Genomic DNA, 13,033 nt, shown 5'->3' on the forward strand with positions numbered 1-13,033 from the left:
CGATCATGGCGCAGGCTGGCGGCAGCAGGCTGGGGACAAGGGCTGCGCGCCTTCCCCGGGCTGATCCGCTGGTCTGCGACGGCGGGAAGGCGCAGGTCTTCGCATACCAGGCAGGACTAGTGCTGCGGCCCGGACTCCCGGTGCTGCTGTGGCCTGGAGACCCGCCGGTGTCTGTACCGTTAGGGGAAATCGTGGTGAGGAGGTGGCCCGGTGGGCAGGGACCGCATGCAGATCGGCGAAGTAGCCGAACGTACCGGACTGTCGTTGCGGACGATCCGCTACTACGGCGAGGTCGGGCTTGTCGTGCCGTCTGCGCGCTCCAAGGGGGGCTTCCGCCTCTACACCGAATCCGATGTGGCACGGCTGCTGCTGATCAAGCAGATGAAACCCTTGGGGTTCAGCTTGGAGCAGACCCGCGACTTGTTGGGTGTTCTTGACCGGCTCGACTCCCCAGGGCTCGACGACGCGGAGCGCGCCGCGCTGACCGACCAGCTTGACCGGTTCGAAACGGCTGTCGCGGCCCGCTGTGCTGCGCTGCGGGAGCAACTGGCCTTGGCCGAAGAGTTCGGTGCCCGGCTGCGCGCCCGGCGCGGCGCAGCCGTCCCCCGTGCCCGGGCGTGAAGACGCGAGCAACCGGTCCGGAACCGGGTTTCCGCAGCGTGCTGGCCTATCCGCGCCTCCCTGTCATAGCTACTCTCACGGAAGGGTAGAGTTCCTGGCCGGGAACCGGCCCGCTTCCGACGCGTACTCACCGGTTCCCGCGGCGGTGTGGACCTTCGGTGTTCGCGCCGCCGCATTCCGCTGCCCCGGCCGGGGCAGACCTCCCTGCTGTGGTCACTGTCCGGCGAGTTCGTCCATCGACTCCAGTGTCCGGCCTTTGGTTTCCCGCACGAACCGGAGCACGAACCCGAAGGACAGCAGCGCGAACGCCGTGTACACCAGGTAGGTGCCGGGAAGGCTCCAGTCACGCAGCGACGGGAAGGTGACGGTCACCAGCCAGTTGGTGATCCACTGGGTGGCGGTGGCCACGGCCATGGCTGCAGCGCGAATCCGCAGCGGGAACATCTCGCCGAGCAGCACCCAGGTGACCACTCCCCAAGAGAGCGCGAAGAACAGGACGAACGTGCTGGCGGAGACCAGGGCGGTCAAGGCCCACGCCGTTGACAGCACCACGTCGTCTCCTTCCCCTCGGGCGTGGCTGAACGCGAATGCGGTGAAGGCCAGCGCCACCGTCATCCCCGCCGATCCGGCCAGCAGCAAGGGTTTGCGTCCCACCCGGTCTACCAGGCCGATCGCGATCAGGGTGCCGACGATGTTCACGATGGACGTGAACAGGCTCAGCAGCAGCGAGTCGGTTTCCGCGATACCCACCGACTGCCACAGCACCGCCGAATAGTAGAAGATCACGTTGATGCCGACGAGCTGCTGGAACGCGGACAGGGCCATGCCCACCCACACGATGGCCAGCAGCCCGTAGCGGCCGCGCAGGTCGCGCAGGCGGGGGCGGCGTTCCCGGCCGAGCACCCGGCGGATCTCCGCCACACGGCCGTCCACGTCACCGCCTTCGACTTCAGCGAGGACGCGGCGTGCGCGGGCATCGCGGCCGATGCGGACGAGGTGGCGGGGCGACTCGGGAATGACCAGGGTCAGTACAAAGTACGTGGCGGCAGGCAGCACTTCGATGCCGAGCATCCACTGCCAGGCCTGCAGCGGGCCGAGCCGGTGGAGGGCGCTGCCACCCACCGCGGCGGCCAGCCCGTAGTTGACCAGTTGGGAGGTGGCGATCCCGAGGACGATGGCGAGCTGTTGCAGCGAGGCGAGGCGGCCGCGGAACGCGGGCGGGGACACTTCGGCGATATAGGTCGGGGCGATCACCGAGGCGATACCGATCGCCACGCCGCCGACCACGCGCCACCAGGCCAGGTCCCAGACGGTGAAGGGGAGCGCGGATCCGACCGCGCTGGCCGCGAACAGCACAGCCGCGAGCTGCATGACCCGGATCCGACCGATCCGGTCGGCCAGGGCACCCGCGATCGCCGCCCCCACCGCGGAACCGATCAGGGCAGCGGCCACCGTGAACCCGATGACAGTGGAGCCGACCCGAAAGGTGTCCTGGATCGCGCTCACCGCACCGTTGATGACGGCACTGTCGTACCCGAACAGGAATCCGCCCATCGCCGCGGCTGCCGCAATCATCACCACGTGGGCGATGTTCACTTCACCGCTGCTGGGGGCCTCTCCCGTTGTAGACACGTCACTCCTCGCCCGGTTTTCCCCATGGCCTGACCTTGACCACGAGCACGGCCCGCCATGCGGTTCTGTTCCTCTAGCCGAGACCGCGGGTTTTACACCCTGTCTCGGGGCAGGCGTGTCTGGGGCGGAGGCGCGCGGTTCGGACAGCCGCTGCCCGAGCGGCGTTCTTCGTTTCGGTAGCCGGGGGCCTGGCTGGTGGATTAGCGGTCTTAAGCCCGGTTAGCGGCATCGGAAGACGACTGCTGTCCGGGAGAGGAGTTCGGGTGACTCGCTTCGGATACTTTCTCGCCTGTGAAGAGCACGGGCCTCGGGAACTGGTCCGCCAGGCCCGGCTGGCAGAGGAAGCGGGCTTCTCGGCCCTGTGGATTTCCGACCACTTCCATCCGTGGCTGGACGAGCAGGGGCACAGCCCGTTCGTGTGGTCGGTCATCGGAGCGCTCAGCGAAGCCACCGACTTGCCGGTGACCACCGCGGTCACCTGTCCCATCATGCGCCTCCACCCGGTCGTCACAGCGCAGGCTGCGGCGACCGCTGCTTGCCAGTTGCGCGGCGGTTTCACGCTGGGGGTGGGCACCGGCGAGGCGCTCAACGAGCATGTGGTCGCCCAACGCTGGCCTCCGGCCGCGGAACGGCGGGAGATGCTGGCCGAGGCGGTGGAGCTGATGCGGCGGCTGTGGCAGGGCCGTCTCACCACGCACCGGGGCCGGCACTACCAGGTCGACACGGCGCGCTTGTACACCCTTCCCGACCAGCCGCCTCCCGTGTTCGTCTCCGCGTTCGGCCCGTACGCTGCCCGGCTTGCCGGACGTATCGGGGACGGGCTGATCACCATGGGGGTGAGTCTGCCTCTGATCGAGGAGTTCCGGGAGCACGGCGGGGCGGCCAAACCGATCCAGGCGGGGGTCAAGGTCTCCTGGGCGCCGGACCGGAAGCAGGCCGTGGAGCATGCCCGCCGGCGGTGGCCGAACGACTTCCTGCCGGGGCAGGCCAGCCAGCTGCTTCCGCTCCCCCAGCACTTTGCCGCCCTGGCTGAACTGGTCACGGCCGAGCAGGTTGCGGCCCAACTGCCGTGCGGCTCCGACCCCGACGAGTACCTCACTTTGTTGTCGGAGTACGTGGAGGCGGGGATCGACGAGGTCTATATCGGCAACGTCGGGCCGGATCCCGACGGGTTCTTCGAGTTTTTCGCCACGCAGTTGAAGCCTGTGCTCTCCTCGAGCCCTGAGTGAGGGCTCCCGGGTGTTTCGGACGTTCTTTCGAGAGCGCGGAAGCACTACCCCATCGTTCCGGATCGTCCCGATCACACCGGTGCTGCGACGGTCAGTGACGGTCATTTCACCGCGTTTCCGAAGCGCGCACTGGGGATCGGGGTAGCCTGCTGAATGTGGGAGTGATCGTAGAAGCCACAAGCTGGGACGACCCTGTAGGCGTGCGGCTGCGCCAAGAGCAGGAAGCGGAGATCATCCAGCGGTACGGCGGTGATCTGGAGCAGTGTCCCAAACCGTCCGCGGAGGACGTGGACGTGTTCCTGATCGCCCGCGACGCTGAAACGTCTGTGTCGGTGGGTTGTGGCGGACTGCGCCGGTTGGACGAGGTGACGTACGAGATCAAACGCATGTATGTCACCCCTGCGTGGCGGGGACGCCGTATCGGCGAGGTGCTCCTGCGGGCTTTGGAGGAGGCCGCGATCAGCAGAGGGGCACAGCGGATGCGTCTGGAGGCCGGTACTCGGCAGCCTGAGGCGCTGCGGTTGTACGAGCGGTGCGGCTATCAGCGGATTGAGCCGTTTGGGCACTACGCGAACTGCGCGGAGAGCATTTGCTTTGAGCGGATCCTGGTGCCTTCCGCGGCATAACCGCGCGTGGTTGGGCGTTTCTGTCCTCTGTCTCTTCCTGGCCATGGCGGGGATGGTCCACGGCGGGGCAGGTTCCTGGCTGCCTGGGTTGGGCCCCGCGGCCGGTCTGCCCCGGCCGCTCTAGGGCCAGGCGGTGTGCGTTTCTGTCGGCTATGCGGCTCGGCGAGGGCTTCCCCGGTACGGCATCCACGTGAGGACAGGAAGGGCGGGGTGTGCCGCAGCAGTCCCGGTGGTGCCGGGTGCGCGGTTTCCGGGACAGGGCAGCCTTGGGCACCGGGATTCCTGGCGTGCAGCGGCGCCGGCGCGCTGTTCGGGCGAGGAGGGCCCGTCCGCTCCCGCTGTTCCGGCAGGTCTTTGCGCGCGCGGCCTACGGTATCCGGCACTGTCCGGAGCCTGATCAGGCATGAAAACTCCCCAGCGTCTCAATTATTGAGATATTTGTTTCTCATAGCGAGACGCAAGGGTAGGTTCGCGGTATGACCGCGCATGTCTGGGACGCCGAACTGTACGATGCACGCCACTCGTTTGTCGCCGCGCATGGCACCGCGCTCCTCGACCTGCTCAACGCGGCCCCCGGGGAACGCGTCCTGGACGCCGGGTGCGGCACCGGAGACCATGTGGCCCAGCTCGCGGCCGCCGGGGTGGATGTCCTCGGCGTAGACATCAGCCCGGAGATGGTGGCGCGGGCGGCCGCGCGTTTCCCCGGCATCCCCGTCACCGTGGCCGACCTGCGCGCCCTGCCGTTCCGGGAGGAGTTCGACGCGGTACTGAGCAACGCCGTCCTCCACTGGGTGCCCGAAGCCGACCAGGCTGCCGCCTCCCTGCGTGCCGTGCTGCGCCCCGGCGGACGCCTGGTCGCCGAACTCGGCGGCGCAGGCAACATCGCTACGCTCACCACCGCCATCCACGAGCTGCGCGCCGAGTGGGGCCTACCGCAGGCCGCCTCACCCTGGTACTTCCCCACGGTCGCCCAGTACGCGCGCGTCCTGGAGAACGCCGGATTCGAAGTCCGCGCCGCATGGCTGTTCGACCGGCCCACCCCGCTTACCGGTGCGGACGGCCTGGGCTCGTGGGTGCGCATGTTCGCCACGTCCCTGCTGGCCGGGGTCACCGACACCGACGCGTTTCTCACCGCACTGGAACAGCGGCTGCGTCCCGCCCTCTACCAGGACGGCTCCTGGTGGGCGGACTACCGGAGGCTGCGGGTGGTGGCGGTGGTGCCGTCCCGTTGAGACCGTCCGCGCTCGGGCCAGGTCACGGGGTGTCGGCGTAGGGGTAGACGACACCGAGACGCTGGCGCACCTCGTCCATGATGCGCATGATCCGCAAACTTTCCGCCCACGGCATCAGCGGACTCTCCTGCTCGCCTGCGGCGATGCAACGAGCCACTTCCTCAGCCTCATGCTCATACCCGTTGGCGCGGTGCGGGAAGGCGTACGCTTCCGGTTCGCTGCCGTCCCGGTAGAGGACGAAGTCGGTGGGGCACCACCAGCGCTCCACTTCGATCCGGCCGCGGGTGCCGATGAGGGCGACCCGGTTGGGGAGCGGCGCCTCCAGTGAGCAAGCGAGCAGTCCGGTCACCCCGTCGCGGTTCTCCACCAGCACCGTGCTCTGGGCGTCCACCTTCCCCTGGGGGTCGAGGCGGCCGCTCACCCCTACAACGGTGAGGTCTCCCAAGAAGTGGGAGGCCAGCGCAATCGGATAAACCCCCAAATCCAGGAGGGCCCCGCCGCCCAGTTCGGGGTTCCACAGGCGGCTGGCCGGATCGTAGGGGACGGCGTTGCCGAAGTTGGCGATGAGCATCCGCAGTTCACCGATGGCCCCGGCGGCGAGGAGGTCGCTGATCTTCCGGCTGGCCGGGGCGAAACGGGTCCACATGGCTTCCATGAGGAAGCGCCCGTGGCTGCGGGCCGCGCCGATCATTTCGGTGACCTGCCGGGCATTCATAGCCAGCGGTTTTTCGCACAGGACGTGCTTGCCTGCGGCGAGGCAGGCCAGTGTGCCCGCATGGTGGGCTGAGTGGGGTGTGGCGATGTAGACGACGTCGACGTCAGGGTCCTCAGCCAGCGCAGTGACGCCCACGTGCCGGTTGGGGATGCCCCAGGTGTCGGCGAAGCGCTCGGCTGCGGCCGCGCTTCGCGAACCGACCGCGGTGACCCGGGCCCCGTGGACGGCGCGCAGCCCTTCAAGGAAAGCGGTGGCGATCCACCCGGTGCCGAGCACGCCCCACCGCAGCACACCCCTGTCTGTCGTCATGCGCCCACTTTACTGAATCGGTTCAGGAGCGGGGTAGGCCGCAGCGGTCACCCTTCGAGCAGCCCGGGATGCCCGTCTTCGACGACAAAAGACGCCCGGGTGGAGACGGGAGCCCCGGGTGAGGTCACGTACGGCACCACGCGGAAGTCGGTCTGCCACAGCTCGGGGGTCACGAAGCACCGCGCATAGCCGCGCTGCTCGTTGACGAACCGCAGGTGCGGGTTGGCCGCGAGCAGAGCCTGCCCTTGTTCCCCCAGGTCCTGCCCGTCCTGGCTGCTACTGATCGAGGTGCCGACGAATTCCGTGCCCACGGTCGCAGAATCCGGGTCGGCGTAGTCGGCTTTGAGTTCGGCCGCGTAGTTCTGGTGCCGGTCTCCCGTCACCACCACCAGGTTGCGTACCCCGCGTGCCGCAGCCTCGGCCAGCACCAGGTCGCGCTCTGCGACATAGCCGTCCCAGGAGTCCAACCACACCCGGGTCGCAGGCCCCGGATCGAGGTCGCTCTGCGTCATCGGCACTTGGTTGCCCAGCACGTGCCAGCGGGCGGGCGAGGTCTCGAACCCGTGCAGCAACCACTCGCGCTGCTCCGTGCCGAGCAGGCTGCGGCCGGGGTTGAGCCGTGCAGAGCAGGTGGCGGACTTTCCGTCGTGGCAGGCGTGGGCGTCGCGGTACTGGCGGGTGTCGAGGATCGTGAAATCCGCCAACTGGCCCCACGAGATCCGGCGGTGCAGTCCCATGGCAGGCCCGACGGGGAGGGCGGAGCGGCGCAGCGGCAGGTTCTCGTAGTACGCCTGAAATGCGGCCGCGCGGCGGGCCAGCTCGGCCTCACCGGTGTGGGCCCCGGCCCAGTTGTTCTTAACTTCGTGGTCGTCGAGCACGGCGATCCACGGGAAGCGAGCGTGCGCCGCCTGCAGGTCGGGGTCGCTCTTGTACAGGCCGTAGCGCACCCGGTACTGCTCGAGAGTCTCCGTCTCGGTGGCCAGGTAGTCGGGGATCTCGACCTGGCGGATGGCTCCGCTTACCGGGTACTCGTAGAGGTAGTCGCCCAAGTGCACGACGAGGTCCAGGTCTTCTTCGGCCAGGTGGCGGTAGGCGGTGTAGTAGCCGTCGTCCCACTTCTGGCAGGAGACGAAGGCGAACCGGAGCAGAGCCGGCTCGGTTCGGGGGTCGGGTGCGGTGCGGGTGCGCCCTACCGGGCTGATCTCCCCCAGGGCTTGGAACCGGTAGAAGTATTCGCGGTCCGGTTCCAAACCGGTGATCTCGGGGTGGACGGAGTGGGCGAGTTCGGGGGAGGCGACGGCTTCTCCCTCGTGGACCACGCGGCTGAAGCGCTCGTCTGTTGCAACCTGGTAGCGGACCGTAACCTCCTCGTCGCCCATGCCGCCCCGGCCGTCGGGGGCGAGCGGGTCGGGGGCCAGGCGGGTCCACAGGACGACCCCGTCGGGGTGCGGGTCCCCGGAGGCGACCCCAAGGGTGAAAGGGTAGGAGCTGGCGGAGGCGGAGCGGTGGGACGGGGCGGGAAACAGACCGGTCCCCAGGGCTACGGCGGCCGCAGAGGCAGCACCGATGCCCAGGAAGCGGCGTCGGGACGGCGGGACTGCAGAGAGCGTGCGACGCACCATGAAAACCCCATTACAAAAAGTGACAACCACTACTCTCTGCGCATACTCCATGTGCCGAACGTCAGGAACGTGCAGGGCAATCGGCCGAACAAGGAAAATTTGGTGACCTTTGGCTACTAGTTGGCGCCAGTCCGCCACCGCCGGCATCTTTTCCAAACCGGTTAAGTCCCCTCTAGGATCACCAGCTATGGAGACTCGACGACTCGGTAGGACCGGCAGGAATGTCGGCGTGGTGGGGTTCGGTGCCTGGCAGATCGGTGACGCGTGGGGGGAAGTCAGCGAAACCGACGCCATGGGCGCGCTGCACGCCGCAGTGGAATCCGGGATCACCTTCTTCGACACCGCCGACGTGTACGGGGACGGCCGCAGCGAACGCCTCGTCGGCCGCCTGCTACGGGAATACGACGGGCTGACCGTAGCCACGAAAATGGGGCGGAGGGTGCCCCAGTCCCCCGAGGTCTACAACCTGGAGAACTTCCGTGCGTGGAACGACCGCTCCCGCGCCAACCTCGGAGTGGACACCATCGACCTCGTCCAACTGCACTGTCCGCCGTCAGAGGTCTACGCCGACGACGCGGTCTTCGACGCACTGGACACCATGGTCGAAGAGCAGCGGATCGCCGCCTACGGGGTCAGCGTGGAAACCTGCGAGCAGGCGCTCACCGCCATCCGGCGCCCCAATGTGGCCACCGTCCAGATCATCCTCAACGCCTTCCGCCTCAAACCGCTGGAAGAAGTGCTCCCCGCCGCCCGCGAAGCCGGGGTCGGGATCATCGCCCGCGTCCCGCTCGCCAGCGGCCTGCTGTCCGGGAAGTTCACCGCGGACACCACCTTCGCCGCGAACGACCACCGCTCCTTCAACCGCAATGGTGAAGCGTTCGACGTGGGAGAGACCTTCTCCGGGGTGGACTACGCCACCGGCCTGGCCGCGGTGGAACGGCTCCGTCCTCTGGTCCCTGAAGGGGCGACCATGGCCCAATTCGCCCTGCGGTGGATCCTCGACCAGCCGGGGGTCAGCGTGGTCATCCCAGGGGCCCGCAACGCTGACCAAGCGCGTAGCAACGCTGCCGCGGCCTCTCTGGCCCCGCTCCCGGAAACCGTCCACGCCCGTGTCCGCGCGGTCTACGACGAGCTGATCCGCCCCCAAGTCCACCACCGCTGGTAGCCCGGACGCCCGCCGGCTCTGCGTCCCGGCTACAACAGGTCTTCGGGGCGCGCGGGCCCGATCGGGAAGGGGTGGTCCTCTTCCGGTTCGAGTGACACTGACGGCACCGGGGACGGCGACGGTCCCGGGGACGACGAGTCGCGCGGCGACGGCTCAACAGAGGGACTCACCGCCGGGGACGGCGAGCCGCGCGGCGACGGCTGGACAGGTGACGGGCTCACCTCCGGTGCCGGGGACGGCGGTGCCTCCGGAGGCGGCGCATACACTTCGCGGCTCATCGAGGCCATGAGGAAGTAGAGCACAAGCAGCAGCGCGGCAAGCAGCGCGATCAGCGCCACCACCCCGGCCACCAGGCCAGGGTTGGAACCGGGGTCCGCGCCCGCGCCGCGCAGCGCCCGAAGCCGCGTCGGCCACGGCCAGCGCGCCGTTGCCGGCGCGGCAGCGGACGCCCAGTAAGGCACGTACGTGGGCCCGCTGCCCCGCCGCGGCTCAGGTGCTGCCACCGCGTCCAGAAACACGTTCGCGGCGTCAGGCCGGGAAGCAGCCACAGCCACCCACACCACCGGACCGGAGAGGGTGGAGGCCAGCACCCGGGGACGCTCCGCAAGCCCGGCGCCGTCGACCACCGCGGCCCGGAACCGGTCCAGCACGGCCGGGTCACTGGCGGCACCCGAGCTCAGCACCGCGACGCTCACCGGCTCCCCCGCGGCGCCGCGCGCCGCATAAACCACGCCTTCTGGGCGGTGTACTCTACGCTCCTGGATCCGGTAAGCCCCCACCTGACGCGGATCAGCATCCCGCAGAGCCTCGTGCGCCACCTCCGCGCCGTCCTCTCCCATCCACTGCCGTCGCAACGGGTAGTCTCCCCGTTGCACACCTTTCCGCAGTCCAACGTACCCGCGCCCCGCGCGGAACCCAGCCCATCTCTGGGAGGCCACTGCCGATGTCGTCGACCGCTGAGGAGCCTACCGAGGCCACCACCCTGCTGCGCAGGGTGCTGCAGGAGGTATCCACCGTTATCGTCGGCCAGCAGGCCATGGTGGAACGCACCCTCATCAGCCTCGTCGCCGGGGGCCACTGCCTGCTCGAAGGGGTTCCGGGGGTCGCCAAGACCCTCGCCGTCTCCACCCTCGCCTCTGTGGTCGGCGGGACCTTCAACCGGATCCAGTTCACGCCCGACCTGGTGCCGTCCGACATCATCGGCACCCGCATCTACCGGCCGTCCACTGAAGCGTTCGACGTCGAACTAGGGCCGGTCTTCGCGAACTTCGTGCTGGCCGACGAGATCAACCGTGCCCCCGCCAAAGTGCAGTCGGCGCTCCTGGAAGTCATGTCGGAAAAACAGGTGTCCCTGGCGGGCACCACCTATCCGGTGCCGGACCCGTTCATCGTCATCGCCACCCAGAACCCCATCGAATCAGAGGGGGTCTACCCGCTCCCGGAAGCGCAGCGCGACCGCTTCCTGTTGCGGGTGCGGGTGGACCATCCGCGCGCCCACGAAGAGTTCGAGATCCTGCGCCGGATGAGCACCACCCCTCCGCGGCCCACCCAGGTCCTCAACCTGAGCGACCTGCTCCGGCTCCGCGAACAGGCCCAACAGGTGCAAGTGGACCAGCTCGTCGCCGACTACGTGGTGCGCCTCGTCATGGCGACCCGGGAGCCCGCCGCCTACGGCCTGGCCCCGCTCCAGCATGTCATCGAAGTCGGCGCCAGCCCGCGGGCCACCCTCGGCCTGGTCGCCGCTTCGCGGGTGCTTGCGCTGCTGCGCGGCCGCGCCTACGTCCTCCCCGAAGACGTCCAAGCGCTGGTCCACGACATCGTCGACCACCGGCTGGTCCTCACCTTTGACGCGCTCGCCGACGGGGTCACCGCCGCCTCCGTGGTCGACCAGATCCTCGCCGCAGTCCCCCCGCCCCGCGTCATCTGGGACGACGTCCCCGAGTCCGCCCCGGCGCGGCCATGACTCCTGACGCACGCCAGCGGGAAGCGCTGCGCCGTCTCACCCTCACCGTGACCCGGCGGCTGCACGGGCTGCTACACGGCGAACACCTCGGGCTGCACGCGGGCCCCGGCAGCGAGCCGGGGGACGCACGGCTCTACCAGCCCGGACAGGACGATGTGCGGCGGATGGACTGGGCGGTCACCGCACGCACCACCCACCCGCACGTCCGGGACTTGGTCGCCGACCGGGAGCTGCACACGTGGACCTTGCTGGACTTGTCAGCCAGCATGGACTTCGGCACCGCGCAGGCCAGGAAACGCGACATCGCCATCGGTGCCCTGGCCGCGATCACCCTGCTCACCCGGCGGGTCGGCGACCAGTGCGGCGTCCACCTGCTGAGCGGGGGACGGGTCGCGCGGTGGCAGGCCCGGCCCGGCATGTCGGTCGACCAGATCGTGGCGGGCGCGCTCGGCCAGCTCAAACAGGCTCCTCCGCTCCGTCCGGGGGAGCCTCCCCTCCGCTTGGCGGACGCGCTCGCAGACCTGTCGCGCACCCGCCGCCGCCACGGGCTGCGGGTGATCGTCTCCGATTTCCTGGACACCCCGCCCGGCGGGGTCCCCGACTGGCAGACCCCGCTGCGCCGGATGAGCGCCAACTGTCAAACCATTGCCATAGAAGTCGTGGATCCCCTGGAACTGGACCTGCCCGCCATAGGATTGGTCGCGATGACCGATCCGGAGACCGGCCGCACTCGCCACATCCATTTGACGGAGAAGGTGCGCCAGCGCTACGCCCACGCCGCCGCTGAACAGCGTTCTGCTATCGCCGCGGCGCTGCGCGCGTCGGGCGCGGCCCACCTGCGGCTGCGCACCGACCGCGACTGGGTCCGCGACATCGCCCAGTTCGTCGTCGCCCAGCGCCGTACCGCCCACCGGCTGGCCCGGCACACCGTGCCCCGACCCGCCATTCCGACAAGGACCGCACCGTGACCTTCCTGGCTCCCATCCACCTGTGGTGGCTGCTGGCCGCGGCAGTCCTCCTCGTCGCCTACCTGCTGATGCAGCGCAGGCGCACCGAGTACGCGCTGCGTTTCTCCAACCTCGCCCTGCTCGAGCATGTCGTGCCGCAGGCGTCGGCGTGGCGGCGCCACGTCCCAGCCGCGCTGTTTCTGCTCACCATCATCGTCTTGATCCTGGCGCTGGCCCGGCCAGCCATGGACGTCCAAGTTCCTCGGGAGCGCGCTACCATCCTCGTCGCTATCGACGTCTCCCCGTCGATGGCGGCTACCGACGTCGCCCCGGACCGGCTCACCTCAGCCAAAGAGTCCGCGCAAAGCTTCATCGAATCCTTGCCGCCGCGGTTCAACGTAGGTTTGGTGGCCTTCTCCTCGGTCGCTACCGTTGTCGCATCCCCCACCCAAGACCACCAGGCGGTCGCCGACTCCATCGCGAACCTGACGATCTCGTCGGGCACCGCGATCGGCGAAGGAGTGTTCGCCTCCCTGCAGGCCATCCGCTCCTTCGACGAGAAGGCCACCGATGATCCGCCGCCCGCAGCGATCGTGCTGCTCTCCGATGGGGAGAACACCAGCGGTCGCCCGGTGGCCGCCGCCGCTGACGAGGCGCGGGCTGCGGGGGTGCCCGTGTCGACGATTGCGTTCGGCACCGGAGTGTCGATCATCGAGATCGAGGGCCACTACGTGCCCGCCAACATCGACAAGGAGACCTTGAAGGAACTCGCTATGACCACGGGTGGCCGTTTCTACGAGGCCGAGTCCACCGGCGAGCTCAAAGACGTCTACGCTGATATCGGCTCTTCCTTGGGCACTGAGACCGTGCACAAGGAGATCGTTGTTCCTTTCGTCGTCGTAGCCTTAGTCCTCGCCACTGCGACCGCGGTGCTCTCGCTGGCATGGTCGCAGCGTCTGCCCTGATTTTTGA

General features: G+C 68.8%; 12 protein-coding genes. 8 read left to right on the top strand and 4 right to left on the bottom strand.

All coding sequences use genetic code 11. The features are described from left to right. The first annotated feature begins 225 nt into the window (after positions 1 to 225). A complete protein-coding gene (locus tag TFU_RS08210; RefSeq protein WP_016188762.1) occupies positions 226 to 621 on the top strand; it encodes a MerR family transcriptional regulator in 396 nt (131 codons plus the stop codon). 213 nt (positions 622 to 834) lie between these two features. On the opposite strand, the gene TFU_RS08215 is transcribed toward TFU_RS08210, so the two are convergent. Further along, positions 835 to 2,253, bottom strand: a complete 1,419-nt coding sequence (locus TFU_RS08215) for a sugar porter family MFS transporter (RefSeq protein WP_011292094.1) — start codon at positions 2,251 to 2,253, stop codon at positions 835 to 837. 263 nt (positions 2,254 to 2,516) lie between these two features. On the opposite strand from TFU_RS08215, the gene TFU_RS08220 reads away from it, so the two are divergent. The 3 genes from TFU_RS08220 (at position 2,517) to TFU_RS08230 (ending at position 5,340) form a co-directional block, all read left to right on the top strand. Beyond that, positions 2,517 to 3,482, top strand: a complete 966-nt coding sequence (locus TFU_RS08220) for an LLM class F420-dependent oxidoreductase (protein ID WP_011292095.1) — start codon at positions 2,517 to 2,519, stop codon at positions 3,480 to 3,482. A gap of 155 nt (positions 3,483 to 3,637) precedes the next feature. After that, positions 3,638 to 4,108 (top strand): GNAT family N-acetyltransferase, encoded by a 471-nt coding sequence (locus tag TFU_RS08225; protein WP_011292096.1) that lies wholly within the window; start codon positions 3,638 to 3,640, stop codon positions 4,106 to 4,108. Positions 4,109 to 4,584: 476 nt separating this feature from the next. Then, on the top strand, positions 4,585 to 5,340 hold the full coding sequence (locus TFU_RS08230; RefSeq protein WP_011292097.1) for a class I SAM-dependent methyltransferase: 756 nt from the start codon (positions 4,585 to 4,587) through the stop codon (positions 5,338 to 5,340). Between the two features lie 22 nt (positions 5,341 to 5,362). On the opposite strand, the gene TFU_RS08235 is transcribed toward TFU_RS08230, so the two are convergent. Both TFU_RS08235 and TFU_RS08240 read right to left on the bottom strand, forming a co-directional pair. After that, complete coding sequence (locus TFU_RS08235; protein ID WP_011292098.1) at positions 5,363 to 6,364, bottom strand: Gfo/Idh/MocA family protein; 1,002 nt, start codon at positions 6,362 to 6,364, stop codon at positions 5,363 to 5,365. Positions 6,365 to 6,411: 47 nt separating this feature from the next. Next, a complete protein-coding gene (locus tag TFU_RS08240; RefSeq protein WP_011292099.1) occupies positions 6,412 to 7,986 on the bottom strand; it encodes an alkaline phosphatase D family protein in 1,575 nt (524 codons plus the stop codon). A gap of 187 nt (positions 7,987 to 8,173) precedes the next feature. On the opposite strand from TFU_RS08240, the gene TFU_RS08245 reads away from it, so the two are divergent. Further along, entirely contained in the window at positions 8,174 to 9,151 is a 978-nt protein-coding gene (locus TFU_RS08245) for an aldo/keto reductase (protein ID WP_011292100.1), read from the top strand. Between the two features lie 29 nt (positions 9,152 to 9,180). Here TFU_RS08245 and TFU_RS08250 read toward each other — a convergent pair whose 3' ends face one another. Next, a complete protein-coding gene (locus tag TFU_RS08250) occupies positions 9,181 to 10,005 on the bottom strand; it encodes a hypothetical protein (protein WP_011292101.1) in 825 nt (274 codons plus the stop codon). Between the two features lie 89 nt (positions 10,006 to 10,094). Between TFU_RS08250 and TFU_RS08255 the strand changes: the two genes are divergently transcribed. From TFU_RS08255 to TFU_RS08265, 3 genes are read left to right on the top strand one after another with little or no spacing between them, the layout of a single operon-like run. After that, positions 10,095 to 11,114, top strand: coding sequence for an AAA family ATPase (locus tag TFU_RS08255; RefSeq protein ID WP_011292102.1), 1,020 nt, complete (start codon positions 10,095 to 10,097; stop codon positions 11,112 to 11,114). Beyond that, positions 11,111 to 12,082: a DUF58 domain-containing protein gene (locus TFU_RS08260; RefSeq protein ID WP_011292103.1), complete on the top strand. Its 972-nt coding sequence runs from the start codon at positions 11,111 to 11,113 to the stop codon at positions 12,080 to 12,082. Before TFU_RS08255 ends, TFU_RS08260 begins: the two co-directional genes overlap by 4 nt. Beyond that, entirely contained in the window at positions 12,079 to 13,026 is a 948-nt protein-coding gene (locus TFU_RS08265; RefSeq protein ID WP_011292104.1) for a VWA domain-containing protein, read from the top strand. The genes TFU_RS08260 and TFU_RS08265 overlap by 4 nt, the downstream gene beginning before the upstream one ends. Positions 13,027 to 13,033 lie beyond the last annotated feature (7 nt).

This window comes from Thermobifida fusca YX, assembly GCF_000012405.1.
Lineage (GTDB): Bacteria > Actinomycetota > Actinomycetes > Streptosporangiales > Streptosporangiaceae > Thermobifida > Thermobifida fusca.